The following is a 19,033-nucleotide window of genomic DNA, read 5'->3' as shown; positions in this document are numbered from 1 at the left end:
GCATTCACGCCGCTGTCCTACAGTTGCCGCGCGGCGGCGTTCCTAGAGTGGCTGCAACCCCCGCACACCGCCATGGAACCCAAACCCGCCTCCGCGCCCGACGTCATCCCGCCGCGCCCCAAGCCCGAGCCCGAGATCGGCAGCGATTCGGAAGGCTCGAACGCGGTGCAGCACGAGCCCAACCCCGAGGCCGACCGCCGGCCGCCCGGCGAGCGCAGCCGCGCTCCGCGCGGCCCCTACACCACCGGCAACTCCTGAGCGCCGCTGCCGGAGGGGCCGGGGCTGAGCACCAGGTCCGAGGCCGGATAGGCCACGCACGGAAGGATCCAGCCCTGCGCTTTTTCCTCGGCCAGCAGGCCGGGCCAGGCGATGCGGTAGCCGACGCGGCCTCCCTCCAGCCGCTGCATGCAGGTGCGGCAGCTGCCGTTGCGGCAGGAGCTGGGCATCGCGATGCCGCGGCTCTCGGCCGCCTGCAGCAGCGTCTGCCCCGCGGCGACTTCGAAGCGGGGTCCGTGCGCGCCGATGCGCACCTCGAAGCCGTGGGGCCCCTCGTCGACCATGGCCCATCATAATCAGCGCCTGCCCGGGCCCGGCCCGCCACACCACCCTCACACGCATCCGCCATGGCCTCGAGCTTCTTCGCTTTGCTGGACGACATCGCCACCTTGCTGGACGACGTGTCCGTGCTGACCAAGGTGGCGGCCAAGAAGACCGCCGGCGTGCTGGGCGACGACCTGGCGCTGAACGCGCAGCAGGTCACCGGCCTCACCGCCGATCGCGAGCTGCCGGTGGTGTGGGCGGTGGCCAAGGGCTCGGCGCTCAACAAGCTGATCCTGGTGCCGGCCGCGCTGGCCATCAGCGCCTTCCTTCCCTGGGCGGTGGTGCCGTTGCTGATGGTGGGCGGCGCCTTCCTGTGCTACGAAGGCTTCGAGAAGCTGGCCCATCGCTTCCTGCACAGCCCCTCCGAGGACCAGGCCCACCACCGCGAGCTGGCGCAGGCGCTGGCCAATCCCGCGGTGGACGTGGTGGCCCTGGAGAAGGACAAGATCAAGGGCGCGGTGCGCACCGATTTCATCCTGTCGGCGGAGATCATCGTCATCTCGCTGGGCACCGTGACCGACAGCCCTTTCATCACCCAGCTGTCGGTGCTGGTGGGCATCGCCGTGCTGATGACGGTGGGGGTGTACGGCCTGGTGGGCGCCATCGTCAAGCTTGACGATTTCGGCCTGTATCTCAGCCAGCGCGCCGGCGGCGCGGCGCGGGCGGTCGGCGCCGGCATCCTCAAGACCGCGCCCTGGCTGATGAAGGCTTTGTCGGTCGCCGGAACGGCGGCCATGTTCCTGGTGGGCGGCAGCATCCTGCTGCATGGCATCCCGCCGCTGGCGCATGCGGTGGAGCACTGGCTGGAGGCCTGGCCGGGCGCGGCCGGCGCGGTGGGCGGCATGGCCATTGACGCCCTGGTCGGCATCGTGGCAGGCGCGCTGGTGCTGGCCGCCGTCTCGCTGGTGCGGCGGGCCACGCGCAGGCGCGCTGCGGCCTGAGCGCGCGCGCCTGCGCAAGGCGCCGCGTCCTACAGCCCGGGCCGCCGCCTGCTGGCGGCCGGCGGCCATCGGCGCCGGTAGGGTGCCGTGCCCATGGACATGTCTTCCGAGTGGATCGACCTGGTGCAGTGGCCGGCCATGGTCGCCACCATCCTCGCAGCCTGGCTGGTCGCATCGAACAAGAAGACGCGGCGCAACATCGGCTTCTGGACCTTCCTGGTCAGCAATGCCCTGTGGGTGGCGTGGGGCGTGCATGACGGCGCCTATGCGCTGATCGCGCTGCAGGTCGCGCTGGCGGCGCTGAACATCCGCGGCGTGTTCAAGACCGAGACGCCGGCGTCCTGATCCGCAAGGCCGCAGCGGCTGCCCAGCAGCACGTCGGAAGTGGTCCTACACGCTGTGCCGCCATCCGCGCACCCGGCGCGGCCTTCGCCGCGCCTAGCCTGCCGAGCATGCGACCCGACCCTTCCCAGGAACCCTCCCGCCGCGCCGATTCCTCCGAGTTCAGCGACGGGCTGCGCAAGGGCTTGCTGCTGGGCGCGGCGGCGCTGGCGCTGCTGTGGGCGCCGATGCGGCACTTCACGACGCCTGCTGCGCCGTCTCGCGCCACGCCGCAAGCGGCCGCCAAGGCGGCGCCGGCCGGCGTGCAGCCGCCCCGGCTGGCCGATTTCGGCGGCGAGCCGGCCTCGCCCGAGGCGCGCCAGATCGCCAACTGGGCGCTGCACTCGGGCGACAACGGGCAGCGCGCCATGGTGGTGATCGACAAGAAGGCCGCCAGGGTGTACCTGTTCGATCCGCAGGGCCAGCTGCGCGGCGCCACACCGGCGCTCCTGGGGTCCGCCGTGGGCGACCACACGGTGCCGGGCGTGGGGGACAAGCCGATCGCGCAGGTGCTGCCCGAGGAGCGCACCACCCCGGCCGGCCGCTTCGTCGCCGAACCCGGCATGAACACCCAGGGCGAGGACATTATCTGGGTCGACTACGACGCTGCCGTCTCCATGCACCGCGTCCGCGCCAGCGTCAAGGCCGAACGCCGGCTGGAGCGACTGGCCTCGCCCACGCCGGAGGACAACCGCATCTCCTACGGCTGCATCAACCTGCCCGTGGCGTTCTACGAAGGCGTGCTGCGGCCCGCGGTGCGCAGCACCGGCGCCATCGTCTACGTGCTGCCGGAGACCCGGCCGGCAGCGGCCTTTTTCGGCGCCTACGAGGTGCCCGCCTCCACCCAGCTCGCGCAACGCTGATCCCATCACGGCCTGTTACCGTTACAAAGCCTTGTGACGCCGCTCATCAGCGGCTAGCATCCGCAGCGTTTTTTTGGCTGGCCGCCAGCGCCGGCCACCGGGTGCCGACGCGCACCTCTTTTCTCTGCGGGGACTCGAACAATGGGTTGGAAGGCCAGGGCCCTGGCGGCCTGGTGGCTGGCATGCGGCATGACGGTGGCCGCTGCCGCCGGTGCGGACAAGGGCAGGCGCGGCATGCCCGTCGACACGCGCGAGATGGCGCAGTGGGTGATGGAGACGGACGATGCCGCAGGCAGGCCGTTCGCCATCGTGGACAAGAAGGCGGCGCAGCTGTTCGTCTTCGAGGCCGGCGGCCGGCTGGTGGGCAGCACGCCCGTCCTGCTCGGCGCGACGCCCGGCGACCACTCGACGCCGGGCGTGGGCCAGCGTGCGCAGACCGGCGACGTGGGCCTGCACGAACGCACCACGCCGGCCGGGCGATTCGCCTCGGCACCTGGGCGCAACATCGACGGTGAGCCCGTGGTGTGGTTCGACTATGGAGCCGCGCTGGCGATCCACCGGCTGCGTCCGGGATCGGCGCGCGAGCGGCGCCAGGCGCGGCTGGCCTCGGCGACGCCCGCCGACAACCGCGCGTCGCTGGGCTGCGTCGTGGTGCCCGTGGCCTTCTACGAGAAGGTGGTGGAGCCGCTGTTGGGCCGCGTCCGCGGCGTCGTGTATGTGCTGCCCGAGAAGCGGCCGGTGCGCGATTTTCTCGAAGCGATGTGATCAGGTTGCATGTGTGACGAATTGCCGTTGAGACGGGCTCCGTCCGACAGCAGCTGATGGCTGGAACTGACGTGCCGCACGAGGGGACTCTTTAGGCTTGCATTAGCTGGCGATGTTGCCGGCCGATCATCCAAGCTAATGAAGGAGTCTTCCTAATGACTGCATCGACCCAACTGAAAGGCCTGCTCGCGGGCGTAGCCGCCGTCGCCATCGTCGGCACCGCCATCGCGCAGGGCACGCCCCCCAGCACCAGCAGCACCGGCGCCTCTGGCACCGGCACCGCCGCTGGCCAGCAAAGCAGCCAGGGCACCCCCATGGGCACCACCGGCACGCCGTCGGCCCAGAGCGGCAGCTCCAGCGGCAGCACCATGGGTTCTGGCAGCTCCGGCTCCAGCAGCACCATGGGCGCCAGCGGCTCGACCGGCAGCACCGGCTCGTCCAGCGCTTCCCCGAGCACCAGCGGCTCGTCCAGCAGCGCCTCGCCGAGCACCAGCGGCTCGTCCGGTTCGACCATGGGCGCCTCGGGCTCGTCCGGTTCGGGCACGACCGGTTCGTCCGGCGCATCCGGCTCCACCGGCTCTTCGGGCACCATGGGTTCTTCCAGCGGCACCTCGGGTTCGGGCAGCAGCTCCACCATGGGCGCCGGCTCGACCGATTCGGGCACTTCCGGCACGTCCGGCAGCCGCACGATGCGCGCCGACCGCAACTAAGCTGAGAGGCTCGTCCGCATGAAAAAGCCGGGCTCGCCCGGCTTTTTCTTTTCCGCGTTCCGTTCCTCGGATCAAATGGTTTGCCAGCGGTTCTCCGCCACCAGGCAGCCGCTGATGCGCCAGCTGCGGTCCGGCTGCTGCTCGAGCGCGAACACGACCAGCCACGACTTGGCATCGCTGTCCTTGATCTCCACCAGCTGCAGCACCGTCTCCTCGTCCTTCTCGGGCTTGTGGAAGCTGACCGAACTCGGGCGGTACACCATGGGATAGGCGCCGCGCACCATGGCCAGGAAACGGCCCGAACTGCCCAGGGCGGCCCGCACCGACGGCGTGGTGGTCGCGAAGGCCCGGTCCGCGTCGTCCTGGGACAGCGCGTCGAGCTGGGTCACGATGACTTGGCGCACCTTCTCGGCATCCTCTTCGGCCACCAGGTCCGCCTGCTGGGCATGCAGCGCGGTGGCCAGCAGGGCCATCACGATCAGGTTGAAGAAGCGGATGACGGTCAGGTTCATGGGGCTCTCCGGCGGCGGCGGAACGAATCGATCGAAGGTGTTCCGTGAGCGTAGACAGGCGTCAAGCTGGACCGTGTAGGCGCACCGCGCGGCGCGTCGTAGGCGTGCTCAGGGAAGCAGGCAGAGCAGGCGCGGGAGGGCCGCGCAGGCATCCAGCCAGGCCCACTGGACAATGTTCGTACGTTTCGCGGCAAGCCGCGAAAGTGTGAGACCTGTCGTTAAAGCGCGGTGCCCGGCTGGCATGAAAGCCAGTGTGGGCAGCCCAGGGCCGGCACCGCGAAAGCGGCTTGCCTGACCCGCTGTAGGCCGGCTCCGCGCGGCTTGGCCGCAGGGCTCCTACTGCGCCCATGCATGGGATGGCCTAAGGTGAGGCTAGGAGAACGATCATGAAGCGATGGCTTGTCTGGCTCGGGGCCGCAGCCCTGTTGAGCGCCTGCGCCGGCATTCCCGCCCCGGCGGGCCCCGGCGAACCGGCCGCGTCCGCGCCGGATGAGGCGGCATTCCTGGGCTACCACGGCCCGGCTCACCGGCACAACCGCCTCTACGGCAACTGAGCCTGCGCGCGGGCTGCTACTCCTCGTCGCCGCCGAGCATGCCGCCCAGCAGGGCGCCGCCGGCCAGGCCGCCCAGGACCGAGCCTTCCTCGCGTGAGCCGCCGCGCTGGGGTGCGGCGGCGAAGACGCGCGAGGCCAGGCGCGAGAACGGCAGGCTTTGCAGCCACACCGTTCCGGGGCCGGTCAAACGCGCGAAGAACAGGCCCTCGCCGCCGAACAGGGCGGTCCTGACCTTGCCCACGTACTGGATGTCGAAGCCGACGCCCGGGGTGTAGGCCACCACGCAGCCGGTGTCGGCCAGCAGGGTCTGGCCGGGCTGCAGTTCGCGCCGGACCACGGTGCCGCCCGCGTGCACGAAGGCCAGGCCGTCGCCTTCGAGCTTCTGCATGATGAAGCCCTCGCCGCCGAAGAAGCCTGCGGAGAGCCTGCGCTGCAGCGCGATGCCCAGCGACACGCCGCGCGCCGCGCACAGGAACGAGTCCTTCTGGCAGACCAGGCTGCCGCCCAACTCGCGCAGGTTCATGGGCAGGATCTTGCCGGGGTAGGGCGCGGCGAAGGCCACGCGCTGCTTGCCGGCGCCGTGGTTGGTGTAGACCGTGGTGAACAGCGACTCGCCGGTGACCAGCCGCTTGCCCGCGCCCATGAGCTTGCCGAACAGCCCGCCCTGCTGCGCGCGGCCGTCGCCGAACACCGTGTCCATGGCGATGGCGGCGTCCATGAACATCATGCTGCCGGCCTCGCCGATGGCGGCTTCTCCCGGGTCGAGTTCGAGCTCGACGAACTGCATCTCCGCGCCGCGGATGTCGTAGTCGATCACGTCCATGGCCATGTCAGGCTCCTTGCCGCCGATGAAAGACGCGGCGATGGTGGCGAAGGCCCACTGTGCCGGCGCGGCTTGCCCCTGCGGGGCTGGCCGCGTTTTCAGGCGATGGCGCTGGGGTCGCGGCGGATGGTTTCGCGGTCGCGGTGCTCGCGGTCCAGCTTGCCCAGCGTGTGCTCCAGGGCGTGGAGCAGCTTGCGGGTGGCGCCCCGGAAGCAGGCATCCTGGTTCTCGCCGTGGTGATGCACGACCACCGGCTCGCGGCCGGTGAGGCGCGCCTCCAGCATGCAGCGCTTGTCGGCCGAGCCTCCCTTGCCCCTGTTCTCGTCGAACAGCTGCACTTCCACCCGGGTGATGTCCTGCTCGAAACGCGACAGCGCCTCCTGCAGGTGGTCGGTGGCCCAGCGCTCCAGGCTCTCCTTGCTCTCCACGCCGTTCCCGGTGTTGACCTGCACTTGCATGGTGATGATCCTTTCGTAGGTTGGGACCAGTTTGCCGAGTCCTTGCGTGCCGGTGCTGTAGGACAATGGCGAAGTCCATGTCAGACCGTACAAGAGCATCCATGAGCGCCCTGGAAACCATCGAGATCGAAACCGGCCCGCAGCCGTCGGCGGCCATCGTCGTGCTGCACGGCCTGGGGGCCGACGGCAACGATTTCGTGCCCATCGCCCAGGAGCTGCGGCTCGACGCCGTCGGCCCGGTGCGCTTCGTGTTCCCGCACGCGCCCGTCATGCCGGTCACCATCAACAACGGCTACCCCATGCGCGCGTGGTACGACATCGTGGGCGCCGACCTCGTGCGGCGCGAGGACGAAGCCGGGCTGCGCCGCTCGCTGGCGGCGGTCGACGCGCTGCTGGCGGCGCAGCGCGAGCGCGGCATCGCGCCGCAGCGCACCGTGCTGGCGGGCTTCTCCCAGGGATGCGCCATGGCGCTGCTCACGGGCCTGCGCCATGCGCACCGGCTGGCCGGGATCGTGGGCCTGTCCGGCTACCTGCCGCTGGCCGCCGCCACCGCGGCGGAGCGCGCGCATGCGAACGCGCTGACGCCCGTCTTCATGGGGCATGGCCAGTACGACAACATCGTCCCCATCGCGCGCGGCGCCGCCTCGCGCGACGCCCTCGCCGCACTGGGATATTCGGTCGAATGGCACGAGTACCCGATGGCCCACTCGGTGTCCCCGCAGGAGATCCAGGACATCAACCGCTGGCTGCTGAAGGTGCTGGCGCGCGACTGACCCGCCAGATTCCGTCCGCCCGGCAAGGCCATTGCGGGTGGCAGCGCCTCCACGACCCGCGGCCGACTACAATCCTGGCTGTCGCACATGACGCGGCCCGCTGCAGCGGGCTTGTTGCGAAGCTTCCAGGGCCAGCCTCGGCCCGTCGCGTCACCGGCCCGCTGCGGGCCACGCAGGAGCCCACGCCTCCTGCTGCCACCGAGCCGCAAGGCGGCCAACCAAGGAGAGGCCCATGGCCAAGGAAGAATTGATTGAGATGAAGGGCCAGGTCAACGAAGTCCTGCCCGATTCCCGGTTCCGCGTCACGCTGGACAACGGTCACCAGGTGATCGCCTACACCGGCGGCAAGATGCGCAAGCACCACATCCGCATCATCGCGGGCGACAACGTGTCGCTGGAGATGTCCCCCTACGACCTGACCAAGGGGCGCATCACCTTCCGCCACATCCAGGGGCGGTCGGGCCCGCCGCAGCGCTGAGCCTGCGGCCCCATGGAAGAAGCCGGCTGCCGCCGGCTTTTTTTTTGCCGTGATCCCTTTGCGCCGGCGTGCCGGCAGGGCGGGGCTGCTGCCAGCAGGTTTTGCGCAAAGGTGTTAACTTCCGGGCCCAGAGACATCCATGAGCAGTCCCAAGCTTTCCCTCGCAGCGCTGGGCCCCGAGCGGCTCAAGGGCATCCGACGCGGCGTCGAGAAGGAAAGCCTGCGCGCCACGGCGGCCGGTGACCTGGCCCTCACGCCGCACCCCGCGGCCCTGGGATCGGCCCTCACTCATCCGCACATCACTACCGACTACAGCGAGTCGCAGCTGGAGCTGATCACCGGCGTGCATGCCACGCCGGAGACCTGCCTGGAAGAGCTGATGCGCATCCACCAGTTCACCTACCGTGCGCTGGGCGAGGAGATGCTGTGGGTGTCGAGCATGCCGTGCCGGCTGCCGGCCGACGAGACCATCCCCATCGGGCGCTACGGCTCCTCCAACGTGGGCCGCGCCAAAAGCGTCTACCGGATGGGACTGGCGCACCGCTACGGCCGGCGCATGCAGACCATCTCGGGCATCCACTACAACTGGTCGATGCCGGGGCTGGGCAGCGACCAGTACTTCGCCCTGATCCGCAACTTCCGGCGCCACGCCTTCCTGCTGCTGTACCTGTTCGGCGCGTCGCCCGCGCTGTGCTCGTCCTTCGTGGCGGGCCGCGACCACGGGCTGCAGCCGCTGGCCGACGGCACCATGTACATGCCGCACGGCACCTCACTGCGCATGGGGCGACTGGGCTACCAGAGCGAGGCGCAGGCCCGCCTGGCCGTCAGCTACAACGGCCTGGAAGGCTACGCCGCGTCGCTGCAGGAAGCCCTGACCCGGCCCTACCCGGCGTACGAGTCCATCGGCATCATGAATCCCGGCGGCGAGTACAACCAGCTGGCCACCAGCCTGCTGCAGATCGAGAACGAGTTCTACGGCACCATCCGCCCCAAGCGCGTGATCTTCCCCGGCGAGCGGCCGCTGCACGCGCTGCGCGAGCGCGGTGTCGAGTACGTGGAGGTGCGGCTGCTGGACCTCGATCCCTTCGTGCCGGTGGGCATCAAGGCGCAGACCATGCGGCTGCTGGACATCTTCCTGCTGCACTGCCTGCTGGCCGACAGCCCGCCCGACACGCCGCAGGAGATCGCGCAGATCGGCCGCAACCAGCACCTCACCGCCGCCTTCGGCCGCGAGCCGGGCCTGCGGCTGGAGCGCGGCACGCAGGAGGTGGCGCTTGCCGACTGGGCGGCCGAACTGCTGGCGCAGTTCGACCCGGTGGCCGCCGCGCTGGACGCCGCGCACCGGACCTCCGACTACACCGATGCTTTGCGCTCCGCGCATGCGCTGGTGGAGCAGCCCGACCTGCTGCCTTCGGCCCGCGTGCTGGCCGTGATGCAGCAGGACTTCGGCAACTCCTTCCTGGACTTCACGCTGGCGCATTCGCAGCACACGCGCATGAAGCTGCTGGCGCTGCCCTTCGGCGGCGCGCAGCAGGCGCACTACGCCATGCTCAGCCGCGAATCGCTGCGGCACCAGCGCGAGATCGAGGCGGGCGACAGCCTGCCGTTCGAGCACTACCGGCAGCAGTACATCTCGCCCGAGCGCCTGGGCCTGACCCGCGCGGCGGTGACCCCCGCGCTGGCCGCCGTGTAGCCAGGCGGTCGCGCTGCCTCTAAGGCTCAGCGGCCGAGCAGCAGCTGGGCGATGAGGCCGCTGGCCACCGCCACCAGCGCGTAGTCGCCGTTCACCTGCACCCACTGGTGGCCCCGCGGGGGCGCGTACAGCCGCCGCGCGTGCCAGTCGTGCACCACGTGGTGCCGCTGCCGGTACTCATGGGGCAGGTAGCCGCCGCGGTGGAAGCGCGCCTCCCGTGCGGCCAGGCGCCGGGCATCCTGGCGGGCATCACGGCGGTCGTCCCGCGCCTCGCGCAGGTCGCGCCGGGCTTCGCGCACGTCGCGCCGGGCCTCGCGCAGCTCGCGCTGCGCGTCCTGGCGCTCGGCGCCCCAGCCGGCGCGGCCGGGGCCCTGGGCCGCGGCCAGCGGGCTGAAGCCCAGCGCGGCCGCGGCGATGGCGCTCAGGAGGACGGTGGATTTCATGTGCAGCTCCTTGTCGTGGAGACTGCAGTGTCCGCCGCCGAGTTGAACGCGGCGCTAACGGCCGGCGACCTAGTGCAAAGTTGCGTGTCGGTCGCGTGTCGGCCCGCGGCGCCGGTCATTGGCGCCCTGTGATCAGCGGTCGGGCGCCGGCTTCACCTGGACGGTGGGCACCTCGATCTTCTTTTCTTCCTTCTTCACGTTCACGTCCACGTTGGGCACGGTGACGCTCTTCTCGGTGGTCGAAACCTGCACGTCGGGCGGCGTGACCTTGTACCCGGGCAGGGTGACGTTGCCGGACTGGGTCTTCTCCACCTCGTACTTGGGCACCGTGACGTTGCCTTCCTGGGTCTTCTGCACGTCGCAGCCGGCCAGGCCGGCGGCAGCCAGCGACACGAGGGCGGCGGCGAGGGTGGTGGTCTTCAGCATGATGGCTCTCCCGATGGGACTTTGGAAACCCGCGGGCGGGGCCTGAGCCGGCGCGCCACGGGAGCGGTCATTCCATTGTTCGCAAAGGCCAACAGCCCGGCTGTAGGAAGCAGTCCTGCGCGGCCGTACGCGCCCAGGCTCAGAACGGACCGGGCAAGGCCTTGAGCCCCAGCCAGACGGCGCCGATCACCGCGTTGACCGGCACGCTCAGGGCGCTGGGCACGTAGAAGAAGGCCGACAGGCCGGGCGAGCCCAGCAGCCACTCGACGGCGCCGCCCAGCCCGTACAGCAGCAGGCCGCAGCCCAGCCAGCGGCGCATGTACGTGGGGAGCCAGTGGGCCTGGGCCTGGTTGTGGCGCCAGGCCGCGGCGCGTTCGAGCAGGTTGCCGCGGCTGACGTCCTTGAAGAGCCATCCGAAGAAGAAGTACCGGTACAGCAAGGTGCGGAAGGCCATATCCTGCACGGGAAGCTCCTGGCGCGGTCGCGGCGCGCGTTCTCGAGAGAGAGTCGGTGCCTCTGGACTTTGTTCCTGGTGGAGGGACTTGTCCATTGGCCATGCTGAAGATGAGTGTGTGTCCTACACCTAGCTTTTCCCCCCTTCTCCCCCCGCCCCTCTTCGCCCCCGCCGGGGCGAAGAGGGGAGCCTGGATTTGTCCGCGCGCGCCGATTACGGGCTACAGAGGTGAGGTCGCGGTGCGCCCCAGCACGCCACGGCGCGAACCTGCTGTTGGACGCGCTTCGAGGCGGGCAGGCTCGGAGCCGCTGGCCGCGCAAGCGCAGGCCAGGACGAGACAAGGAGACGGAATGCCGCGCTCCCCTACGAGCCAGCCGCGCTTTGCGCGCTGGCTCGCGGCTCCGCGCACGGGTGGCAGCCTTTAACTAGGACTGCAGCGCCCGGGCCGTGGTACCCCGCGGAGGTGGCGAAGGTGGCCTGTAGTTCCGTAGCCGGCGCGACGAAACCAGATCAAAGCTCCCCTCTTCGCCCCAGCGGGGGGCGAAGAGGGGCGGGGGGGAAAAGGGGGGGAAACGAGGAATCACTCCAGCCACTCCGCAGGAGCAAAGAGAAGCTAACGAGCCCCCGTGCGCGGCGCAAAACCCACCACCACCCCGTCAGCGGTGACCGTCAGCGTGTCCGGCTGAAAACCCAGCCCGTCGGCCAGCGCCAGGTCGCCCGGCTGCAGCTGGTGCAGCACCACGTCGCCCAGCGCTTCGCGCGCCAGCGCGGGCAGGTAGCCGTTGATCAGCGCCTGCGCGCCCGGCGAGAGCCCCGGCAGGCGCAGCGAGCGGACCTCCAGCTGGTGGGCGCGCACCGTCTGGTCGCTGGGCTCGTAGCGCAGTCCGAACTCCAGGTCGAGCTGGCCGCCATAACGCTGCTGCAGGGCCGGACCGGCGGCGCTCACCGGCAGCGTGCTGGCGATCCGGTTGCGCTCGGGCCGCAGGGTCAGCTGCGGCGGCGCCACCTCCAGCTCGATCAGCCCCGCCACCGGGTAGCGCAGCGGGAAGCGCTCGGCCGCGGCGCGCTGCAGCGTTCCGGCCGAGATGGTGTAGCGGGGCTGGGCGCCGGTGGCCGCGCAGGCGGCAGCTCCCAGCGCCAGGCCGGCGGTCAGGCACAAGGCAGTGCGTCTATCCATGTCTGCGGCTATTGTGGCGCGCAACCACCGGTCCGTGGCCGGCCGTTAAGCTCGTGCCATGGACAACGCCGCAGCCTGGTACGCCAACCTCGACAAGCCCTTCTTCGCTCCGCCGGCCTGGCTGTTCGGCCCGGTCTGGACCCTGCTGTACCTCGTTATCGCCATCAGCTTCGGCTGGGTGCTGCTGCAGGCGCTGCGCCGGCGCCTGCCGTGGCGCACGGCGCTGCCGTTCGTGCTGAACCTGGCGTTCAACCTGGCTTTCATGCCGCTGCAGTTCGTGCTGCAGAACAACCTGCTGGCCGCCATCGACATCCTGCTGGTGCTCGCCACCCTGCTGTGGGCGCTGCGGGCCATCGCCCCGCGGGCGCGCTGGGTCGTCCTCGCCAACCTGCCTTACCTGGCCTGGGTGGTGTTCGCGACCGTGCTGCAGCTGTCCATCACCTGGCTCAACCGCTAGCGCAGGACGCCGCCGTGCTGCGCCGGAAGGTGGTGCCCTTCGCCAATGCCAGCACGCCCTCGGCCGAGGCCAGGCGCAGCTCGTCGCCCGCGAGCGTGAGGGCCAGCTCGCCATAGCGCCCTGCCACGGTGCGCACGGTCGCGCCCTCGACACGGCCCTGCAGCGGACGCTCGCGGCCGCGGTGCAGCAGCGTTCCCTCGAACACCTGGTAGCGCTGCGCCAGCCGCAGGCTGGAGCCCTGCAGCAGGCCGGTGCCGCACCACAGCCCCTCGACCCGCGCCGGCACGGTCCACAGGTGGATCCTGCTCGACTTCTCCAGGCCGACCTTCTTGTCCGGCACGGCCACGACGGTGGTGCGGTCGGGCGTCCAGTCACCCATGTCCCAGTCGTGCGAGACCACCCGCGTGCCGGGCTTGAGCTGCAGCAGGCGCGGGCGCAGCTGCAGGTTGAACTCCGGCAGCAGGTACAGGGTGACCACGCTGGCCGGCGACAGGTCGGTGGCGAACAGGTCCTGCACCCGGAACGCCACCCGGTCGGCCACGCCGGCCTCGCGCGCGCTGCGCAGGCTGCGCTCGACCAGCTCGGGCACGATCTCCACGCCCAGGCCGGTGGCGCCGAAGCGCTGGGCCGCCACGATCACGATGCGGCCGTCGCCCGAGCCCAGGTCGATCAGGTGGTCGCCCGGCCCGATGCCGGCCAGGCGCAGCATCTCCAGCGTGACGTTGTCGGGCGAGACGACGAAGGGTACCTCTTCGGCAGGCTGCGCGCCCGCCGGCGCCAGCGGCAAGACAAGAAGGGGCAGGGCGGCCAGCAGGCCGGACAGGACGGTGCGGAGGAAGCGGGAACCGGGCATCCCGCCACCCTAGCACGGGCGGCGACGCCCTTCAGCGGCGCAGCGGCAAGGTCGTGCGGCAGCGCGGGGAGGCGGCGCAGCCCCAGAAGCCGGCGCCGCCCCGGCCCGGCCCGTGTTCGACCATCTTGAGGCCGCAGCTGGTGCAGGTCGGCCGCCAGTACTCGCCCTCGTAGGCCAGCCGCAGCAGTTCGGCCTGCTGCCCGGGGGTGCGGCGCGCGATCAGCGCCAGCAGGCCGTCGTCGTCGAGCTCGCCCAGGTCCTGCGGCTGGGCGCCCGGCTGCGCTTCGCGCGCCAGCAGGGCCTGCAGTGCCTCGCGCACCGCTTCCAGGCGGCGCCACTCGATGTCCTGGAACACCTGGGGGCACCATTGCCGGGCCGGTGCCCGCCCGCCGCGGTGGGCGAAGAAGCCGGCCAGGGTGTCGCCGTCCGGCGTGCGGGTGTCGAAGCGGGAAGCGAAATCGGTGGAGTCGCGGCCGAACATCCCGGACTCCTCCTGCTGCTGCGGTTCAGCAGGCCGGGCGCGCGTGGCCAGGTGCAGCACCAGCAGCAGCCCGCTCGCGAACAGCAGGGCCGAGGCCGGCAGCTGCAGCGCCTGGCCCAGCGACCGCAGTCCCGGCGCGGCCGAGGCCACCAGCGGCGGCAGTGCCAGCAGCGCCAGGCCCAGGCCCAGCGCCAGGGCAGCCATCCGCAGCCACGGGCGGGCTTCCTGTCCGCCCGCCCGTGGCTCCCCGTGCCGACCCATCTCCAACCCCTCCAACGAACTTCTGGAAACGATTACAGCAGGCGCCCCCGCGGCGCGCAATGGGGACGCGGGCCTCAGCCGAAGTCGAATCGCGGCGCCTGGGCCGTGAGCACCCGGGAGATGGGGGACACCGGCCAGGCCTGGCCCAGGGCCTGTGAGAGGGCCTGGAGCAGCCGGGGCACGTCGCCGGCGGCGGTGGCATGCAGGCCCTCGGCGACGATCAGCACGCCCGCCGTTTCGTTGCGAATCGCCGACAACCGGCTCTGGCGGTGGGTCCAGCGCCGGGCATGGGCGTGGTCCTGCGCATCGGCGAACACCACCTCGCCGGGCTCCGGCCGCTCGGTCTCGCCGCTGAAGGCGAGGTAGTTCTCCTGGCCGCCGGCGCGGCGCACCTGCAGCCAGCCGGCCACCTGCGCGACGTCGAAGACCGCCACCGGGATGGCAAAGGCCAGCGAGGCCGCGTTGCACAGGTCGATCAGCGGATGGATGCGCGGCAGCGTGCCTTCCTTCTTGAAGCGCCGCAGCAGCGACTCGGCAGCGCAGCGGTACTGCGTCGGCTTGAGCCCCAGGCGCGAGAAGGCACGCCGCCAGGCCTGGACCTCCGGCAACTCGGATTCGCTGCCCACGGCCGCCAGGCGCGAGCGGGCGATCGCCTGGAAGCCTTCCACGGCGGCGTCCACCTGCGCCGGGGCATGGAGACCCGTGGCGCACAGCACGCCGGGCACGAGTTCGGGAAAATCGGCCCAGAGGCCGGGGCTGTGGCTGAAGTGCATGGGCCCACTGTGTCTCGGCGGCCCCGGCCGGTCTTGAACGTTATTGCGGCCGGGTCAAAGGCGCCGCCGCGCGCCGCCAGGCGCCGGGCGTGAAACCGAACTGCCGGGTGAACAGGCGCGTCATATGGCTCTGGTCGGCGAAACCGCTGGCCGCTGCGGCCTGGGCCAGCGGCAGGCCACGGGCGATCAGGCCGCGCGCCCGCTCGGCGCGCTGCTGCTGCAGCCAGGCATGGGGCGTCACGCCATAGGCCTGGCGGAAGCGCCGCAGCAGCTGGAAGCGACCCAGGCCGGCCAGCGCGGCCAGTTCCGCCAGCGAGGGCGGCTGCGCCAGGTCGTCCGCCAGCCGCTCGCGCGCCCGGGCCACTGGCGCCGCGTCCGCCGCCAGTACGGGCGCGATCGTTCCATGGCCGGCCAGCAGCCCGGCGCAGGCCCCCACCAGGGCCTCTTCGCAGGCCAGGGCCTCGCATCGGCCGGCTGCCCAGCCTTCCACACTGTCCAGAAGCCGCCGCACGGCGCGTCCCAGCGCCGGGTCCCGCAGCACTGGCCGGGTGAGCGCGACCTCGGCCGGTACGCCGGCGGTGGCGGCCAGCACTTGCGCCGGCAGGTGCAGCATGCGCCAGCGCCGCGACGGTGTGCCCAGCGGGCGGCCGTCATGGACCTCGCCGGGGTTGGTGGTCATGAGGTCGCCGGCGTAGGCCTGCACCGCGCCGCGGCCGCTGGCGGAGTGCTGGGCCCCGGCCTCCAGCAGGCCGAAGCCGAAGGTGGCATGCGAATGCCGGCCGAAGTGGCGGCCGCTGTCGGTATGGGTGGCATACACGCCGGGCCAGGGCGTGGCGAAGACGCGGCAGTGGTGCAGTGGCGGCGAAGCGAGGGCCATGCGGCGGATTATCCGGCCGCGCGCGGGACGGCCACGGCGCGCCTGGAAGGCTTCATCATGCCGGTCCACCCAGGAAGGAGACACGCCGATGCAGGACCTGAACCTCGACATCCGCTGCCAGCGCAGCAGCCTGCTGCGCCGGCTGGAGGCGGGCCTGGAGGGGCCGATGGCGGTGCTGGGCCTGGTCTGGCTGGTGCTGGTCGCGCTGGACCTCGCGGGCCACAGCCATCGCGGGCTGGAGCTCGCCGGCCACCTCATCTGGGCGGTTTTCGTGCTCGATTTCGCGGTCAAGCTGGTCCTGGCGCCGGACAAGCCACGCTTCCTGCGGCGCAACCTGCTGACGCTGGTCTCGCTGGCGCTGCCGGCCTTGCGCGGCTTGCGGGTGCTGCGTTCGCTGCGCCTGCTGCGCGCGGCCCGGGCCACACGCGGCCTGCGCCTGCTGCGGCTGCTGACTTCGCTCAACCGTGGCATGCGCTCGCTGGCGGCCACGCTGCGCCGGCGCGGTTTCGGCTACGTGATGCTGCTCACGCTGGTGGTGCTGGTGGCGGGCGCCGCGGGCATCCTGGCGTTCGAAGGCGGTACCGGCGGGCCGGGCGAGGGGCTGCGCAGCTATGGCGACGCGCTGTGGTGGACTGCGATGCTGCTGGTGACTATGGGATCGGACTACTGGCCGCGCACCCCGGAGGGCCGCCTGCTGTGCCTGGTGCTGGCCACCTACGGCTTCACCATCTTCGGCTATGTCACGGCCACGCTGGCGACCTTCTTCGTGGCCAGCGAAGCCGGCGCGCCGGCTCAGCCTTCCAGCGGCCGGATGCCGCCTTCGCGGACGTAGCGCTCGTACTCGTCGCGGGTGATGGCGGTCGAGCCGGCATTGCCTTGGCCGTCGGTCCAGCCCAGCGTTACGCTGTCGTCGGCGACTTCGATCTCGACCGGGCCCGGCGGGATCGGCATCAGCACGCCGTCGCCGGCACGGAACGACACTTCGCCACGGATGAGGGCTTGTTGGCTCATGGAAATCCTCCTTGCCCAGCCATTGCATGTTGCGGCGCGCAATCCGGCTGTCGGACGACTTCCCGTGCGCGTGCCGGACGGCTACGAAGGATCAGCCGGTGAAGTGAACCGGCTCTCCCGGCTGCGGCACATGCAGGGCGACATCGAGGCGCGTTGCCCGCTCGAGGTTCAGGCCATCCTGGCCGCGCACGTCGGCCAGCGCCGTGAATTGCCCGTCCAGCCACAGGAAGTCGATGCGCTCGGCGATCTCGCGCAGCGCGGCCTCCTGGCTGGGCAGGCCGTAGCCGGTGAGCTGGTTGCCGTCCAGCACGTAGCACAGGCCGTCTTCGCGCGAAGCGAGGGCGCCCAGGTCGACCAGCTTCTGGTCCACGTTGCTGCAGTAGATGCGCCCGCCCACCGTGTACAGCGTGAACAGCTGCCGCGGCGGCGCGCCCTCGGACACATCGGCGACGGGTGGATTGGCCATGGCGGGAATCTCCCACCCGCCGCCCTCGGCCATTTGTAGGACGGTATCCCGCTATGCTCGCCGCTCCGCCAGGAGACGCCATGCCCCGCCTGCAGCCGCTGCCGCCCGAGACCACTCCCGAGCTCAAGAGCCATTTCGATTTCTTCCTGTCCACGCTGGGCTTCACGCCCAACAGCGTGCTGACCATGCAGCGCAAGCCCCGGCTGGTGCAGGCCTTCGCCCAGCTCAATGCGGCGGTGATGGACCCGGCCGGCGAGGTGGACCTGGGCTTTCGCCGCCTGCTGGGCCATGTGGCCAGCAAGGCCGCCGGCTGCCTGTACTGCCAGGCGCACACGCTGCTGGGCGCGCACAACTTCGGCATCAGCGACGAGAAGCTGGCAGCCGTGTGGAACTATGGCTCGAGCCCGCTGTACACGCCGCGCGAGCGCATCGCGCTGGACTTCGCCTTGGCCGCCGCCGCCCAGCCCAACGACGTGACCGACGAGCTGTTCGCGCGCCTGCGCGTGCACTGGAGCGAGGGCGAGATCGTGGAGATCCTGGGCGTGGTGGCGATGTTCGGTTTCCTCAACCGCTGGAACGACAGCATGGCGACGCCGCTGGAGCCCGTGCCTGCCGAGGTGGCCGCCAAGGCCGTGGGTGGGCAGGGCTGGGGGCCGGGCAAGCACGGCCGATCCGAGGGCTAGGGCCCGCCCTGGCCGCCGGTGCTGCCGAACACGCTGCCGGTGGTGAAGCTCAGGTCCGCGGCGGCCAGCTGCACGAACACCGGCGCGATCTCCGCGGGCTGGCCCGGCCGGCCCAGCGGGGACTGGGCGCCGAACTTCGGCAGCTCGCCGGGCAGCTGCCCGCCGCTGGGCTGCAGCGGTGTCCAGTAGGGACCGGGGGCCACCGCGTTGACGCGGATGCCGCGCTCGGCCAGCTGCTTGGCCAGCCCCTTGGTGAAGGTGACGATGCCGGCCTTGGTGGTCGAGTAGTCCAGCAGCTGGGCCGGCGGGTCGTAGGCCACCACGGATGCCGTGTTGATGATGGCCGCGCCCGGCGGCATCAGCGGCACGGCGGCCTTGGTGATCCAGAACATCGCGTACAGGTTGGTCCTGAGCGTGTCGTCGAACTGCTGGGTGGAGATGTCCAGGATCGACGGCTGCGCGGCCTGGCGCGCAGCGTTGTTCACCAGGATGTCCAGCCCGCCCAGGCCCTTGGCCGCGTCCTCCACCAGCTGCCGGCAGAACGCCTCGTTGCGGATGTCGCCCGGCAGGGCCACCGCGCGCCGGCCGGCGGCGCGAATCAGCTGCACCACTTCGCGGGCATCTTCCTCTTCCGCGGGCAGGTAGTTGATGGCCACGTCCGCACCCTCGCGCGCATAGGCGATGGCCGCGGCGCGGCCGATGCCCGAGTCGCCGCCGGTGACGAGGGCGCGGCGGCCTGCCAGGCGACCCGAGCCCCTGTAGCTGTTCTCCCCATGATCGGGCCGCGGGTTCATGTTCCTGGCCAGGCCCGGCCAGGGCTGTTCCTGCGGCGGGAACGGCGGGCGGGCGTGGGCATTGCGCGGGTCCCGCAGGGCGCGTGGCTGCTGCTGCTGCGATGGCGCAGGCGCGCCGCCAGCCTGGCCGCTGGCCGGCTGCGCGCCGGCAGCGCCGGCCAGCAGCACCGGCGTGCTGGCCAGGCCAGCACCCAGCAGGTTGAGTGCGTCGCGGCGCGAAGCCGGGCGGTCGGTCGGATCGGAGGCCATGGGGTGTTCGTCCTTCTTGGGCTGGAAGGCGGCAATCTCCCATCGGCCGGCCTCGGCCGTTTGTAGGACGGTGCGGT

At 71.2% G+C, this 19,033-nt stretch carries 28 protein-coding genes; 12 read left to right on the top strand and 16 right to left on the bottom strand.

Translation table 11 applies throughout. The features are described 5' to 3' along the window. Positions 1-72: 72 nt before the first annotated feature. The gene (locus RTA_RS14175; RefSeq protein ID WP_041675602.1) at positions 73-258 is read left to right on the top strand and encodes a hypothetical protein; all 186 of its coding nucleotides are present in this window, start codon (positions 73-75) and stop codon (positions 256-258) included. Here the strand turns inward: RTA_RS14175 and RTA_RS14170 are convergent. Beyond that, on the bottom strand, positions 237-560 hold the full coding sequence (locus RTA_RS14170) for a 2Fe-2S iron-sulfur cluster-binding protein (protein ID WP_013902103.1): 324 nt from the start codon (positions 558-560) through the stop codon (positions 237-239). The two genes, RTA_RS14175 and RTA_RS14170, sit on opposite strands and share 22 nt — an antisense overlap. A gap of 63 nt (positions 561-623) precedes the next feature. Here RTA_RS14170 and RTA_RS14165 point away from each other — a divergent pair, with 63 nt between their 5' ends. From RTA_RS14165 to RTA_RS14150, 4 genes are all read left to right on the top strand, one after another. Beyond that, positions 624-1,541 carry a DUF808 domain-containing protein gene (locus RTA_RS14165; RefSeq protein WP_041675601.1) on the top strand — a complete coding sequence of 306 codons (918 nt, stop codon included), beginning with the start codon at positions 624-626 and terminating at the stop codon, positions 1,539-1,541. Between the two features lie 93 nt (positions 1,542-1,634). Then, positions 1,635-1,886 carry a hypothetical protein gene (locus tag RTA_RS14160; RefSeq protein WP_013902101.1) on the top strand — a complete coding sequence of 84 codons (252 nt, stop codon included), beginning with the start codon at positions 1,635-1,637 and terminating at the stop codon, positions 1,884-1,886. Between the two features lie 107 nt (positions 1,887-1,993). Then, complete coding sequence (locus tag RTA_RS14155; RefSeq protein WP_226986078.1) at positions 1,994-2,785, top strand: hypothetical protein; 792 nt, start codon at positions 1,994-1,996, stop codon at positions 2,783-2,785. Between the two features lie 141 nt (positions 2,786-2,926). After that, entirely contained in the window at positions 2,927-3,550 is a 624-nt protein-coding gene (locus RTA_RS14150; protein WP_013902099.1) for a L,D-transpeptidase, read from the top strand. A gap of 91 nt (positions 3,551-3,641) precedes the next feature. Here the strand turns inward: RTA_RS14150 and RTA_RS19840 are convergent, their stop codons facing one another. Continuing rightward, positions 3,642-4,238, bottom strand: coding sequence for a hypothetical protein (locus RTA_RS19840; RefSeq protein WP_013902098.1), 597 nt, complete (start codon positions 4,236-4,238; stop codon positions 3,642-3,644). Positions 4,239-4,331: 93 nt separating this feature from the next. Further along, the gene (locus RTA_RS14140; RefSeq protein ID WP_013902097.1) at positions 4,332-4,772 is read right to left on the bottom strand and encodes a DUF4864 domain-containing protein; all 441 of its coding nucleotides are present in this window, start codon (positions 4,770-4,772) and stop codon (positions 4,332-4,334) included. A gap of 386 nt (positions 4,773-5,158) precedes the next feature. Between RTA_RS14140 and RTA_RS21020 the strand changes: the two genes are divergently transcribed. Further along, positions 5,159-5,326, top strand: a complete 168-nt coding sequence (locus RTA_RS21020) for a hypothetical protein (RefSeq protein ID WP_158307839.1) — start codon at positions 5,159-5,161, stop codon at positions 5,324-5,326. A 16-nt stretch (positions 5,327-5,342) separates the two neighbouring features. Here the strand turns inward: RTA_RS21020 and RTA_RS14135 are convergent, their stop codons facing one another. Beyond that, positions 5,343-6,155, bottom strand: a complete 813-nt coding sequence (locus RTA_RS14135; RefSeq protein WP_013902096.1) for a TIGR00266 family protein — start codon at positions 6,153-6,155, stop codon at positions 5,343-5,345. Positions 6,156-6,247: 92 nt separating this feature from the next. Then, positions 6,248-6,607: an HPF/RaiA family ribosome-associated protein gene (locus RTA_RS14130; protein WP_041676442.1), complete on the bottom strand. Its 360-nt coding sequence runs from the start codon at positions 6,605-6,607 to the stop codon at positions 6,248-6,250. A gap of 101 nt (positions 6,608-6,708) precedes the next feature. Between RTA_RS14130 and RTA_RS14125 the strand changes: the two genes are divergently transcribed. The 3 genes from RTA_RS14125 to gshA all read left to right on the top strand — a co-directional run bounded on the left by RTA_RS14125 (position 6,709) and on the right by gshA (position 9,551). Beyond that, complete coding sequence (locus RTA_RS14125; RefSeq protein ID WP_013902094.1) at positions 6,709-7,380, top strand: alpha/beta hydrolase; 672 nt, start codon at positions 6,709-6,711, stop codon at positions 7,378-7,380. A 232-nt stretch (positions 7,381-7,612) separates the two neighbouring features. Further along, complete coding sequence (gene infA, locus RTA_RS14120; RefSeq protein WP_013902093.1) at positions 7,613-7,858, top strand: translation initiation factor IF-1; 246 nt, start codon at positions 7,613-7,615, stop codon at positions 7,856-7,858. A gap of 139 nt (positions 7,859-7,997) precedes the next feature. Beyond that, entirely contained in the window at positions 7,998-9,551 is a 1,554-nt protein-coding gene (gshA, locus tag RTA_RS14115) for a glutamate--cysteine ligase (protein WP_013902092.1), read from the top strand. Between the two features lie 26 nt (positions 9,552-9,577). On the opposite strand, the gene RTA_RS14110 is transcribed toward gshA, so the two are convergent. From RTA_RS14110 to RTA_RS14095, 4 genes are all read right to left on the bottom strand, one after another. After that, positions 9,578-9,994 (bottom strand): RcnB family protein, encoded by a 417-nt coding sequence (locus RTA_RS14110; protein ID WP_013902091.1) that lies wholly within the window; start codon positions 9,992-9,994, stop codon positions 9,578-9,580. 132 nt (positions 9,995-10,126) lie between these two features. Next, complete coding sequence (locus tag RTA_RS14105; protein ID WP_013902090.1) at positions 10,127-10,420, bottom strand: hypothetical protein; 294 nt, start codon at positions 10,418-10,420, stop codon at positions 10,127-10,129. 139 nt (positions 10,421-10,559) lie between these two features. After that, positions 10,560-10,883, bottom strand: coding sequence for a hypothetical protein (locus tag RTA_RS14100; protein WP_013902089.1), 324 nt, complete (start codon positions 10,881-10,883; stop codon positions 10,560-10,562). A 604-nt stretch (positions 10,884-11,487) separates the two neighbouring features. Then, positions 11,488-12,051, bottom strand: coding sequence for a hypothetical protein (locus RTA_RS14095; RefSeq protein ID WP_041675599.1), 564 nt, complete (start codon positions 12,049-12,051; stop codon positions 11,488-11,490). Positions 12,052-12,109: 58 nt separating this feature from the next. On the opposite strand from RTA_RS14095, the gene RTA_RS14090 reads away from it, so the two are divergent. Beyond that, positions 12,110-12,508, top strand: a complete 399-nt coding sequence (locus tag RTA_RS14090; protein ID WP_013902087.1) for a TspO/MBR family protein — start codon at positions 12,110-12,112, stop codon at positions 12,506-12,508. Here the strand turns inward: RTA_RS14090 and RTA_RS14085 are convergent. The 4 genes from RTA_RS14085 to RTA_RS14070 form a co-directional block, all read right to left on the bottom strand. Further along, positions 12,498-13,361 (bottom strand): SAM-dependent methyltransferase, encoded by an 864-nt coding sequence (locus RTA_RS14085; protein ID WP_013902086.1) that lies wholly within the window; start codon positions 13,359-13,361, stop codon positions 12,498-12,500. The genes RTA_RS14090 and RTA_RS14085 overlap by 11 nt on opposite strands. Positions 13,362-13,392: 31 nt before the next feature. Beyond that, positions 13,393-14,046, bottom strand: coding sequence for a hypothetical protein (locus RTA_RS14080; RefSeq protein WP_041675598.1), 654 nt, complete (start codon positions 14,044-14,046; stop codon positions 13,393-13,395). Between the two features lie 131 nt (positions 14,047-14,177). After that, positions 14,178-14,876 (bottom strand): B3/B4 domain-containing protein, encoded by a 699-nt coding sequence (locus tag RTA_RS14075; protein WP_013902084.1) that lies wholly within the window; start codon positions 14,874-14,876, stop codon positions 14,178-14,180. 40 nt (positions 14,877-14,916) lie between these two features. Continuing rightward, a complete protein-coding gene (locus RTA_RS14070) occupies positions 14,917-15,753 on the bottom strand; it encodes an AraC family transcriptional regulator (protein ID WP_013902083.1) in 837 nt (278 codons plus the stop codon). An 88-nt stretch (positions 15,754-15,841) separates the two neighbouring features. Between RTA_RS14070 and RTA_RS14065 the strand changes: the two genes are divergently transcribed. Further along, positions 15,842-16,585, top strand: coding sequence for a potassium channel family protein (locus RTA_RS14065; protein WP_013902082.1), 744 nt, complete (start codon positions 15,842-15,844; stop codon positions 16,583-16,585). Here RTA_RS14065 and RTA_RS14060 read toward each other — a convergent pair. Continuing rightward, the gene (locus tag RTA_RS14060; RefSeq protein WP_041675597.1) at positions 16,546-16,764 is read right to left on the bottom strand and encodes a hypothetical protein; all 219 of its coding nucleotides are present in this window, start codon (positions 16,762-16,764) and stop codon (positions 16,546-16,548) included. The genes RTA_RS14065 and RTA_RS14060 overlap by 40 nt on opposite strands. A 91-nt stretch (positions 16,765-16,855) precedes the next feature. After that, positions 16,856-17,230, bottom strand: a complete 375-nt coding sequence (locus RTA_RS14055; protein WP_013902081.1) for a hypothetical protein — start codon at positions 17,228-17,230, stop codon at positions 16,856-16,858. Positions 17,231-17,310: 80 nt separating this feature from the next. Here RTA_RS14055 and RTA_RS14050 point away from each other — a divergent pair, with 80 nt between their 5' ends. After that, positions 17,311-17,913, top strand: a complete 603-nt coding sequence (locus tag RTA_RS14050) for a carboxymuconolactone decarboxylase family protein (RefSeq protein WP_013902080.1) — start codon at positions 17,311-17,313, stop codon at positions 17,911-17,913. On the opposite strand, the gene RTA_RS14045 is transcribed toward RTA_RS14050, so the two are convergent. Next, a complete protein-coding gene (locus tag RTA_RS14045; protein ID WP_013902079.1) occupies positions 17,910-18,956 on the bottom strand; it encodes an SDR family oxidoreductase in 1,047 nt (348 codons plus the stop codon). The genes RTA_RS14050 and RTA_RS14045 overlap by 4 nt on opposite strands. Positions 18,957-19,033: the final 77 nt, after the last annotated feature.

The sequence above is a fragment of the Ramlibacter tataouinensis TTB310 genome, assembly GCF_000215705.1.
Taxonomy (GTDB): domain Bacteria; phylum Pseudomonadota; class Gammaproteobacteria; order Burkholderiales; family Burkholderiaceae_C; genus Ramlibacter; species Ramlibacter tataouinensis.
This window is presented reverse-complemented; position numbering and strand designations above follow the sequence as displayed.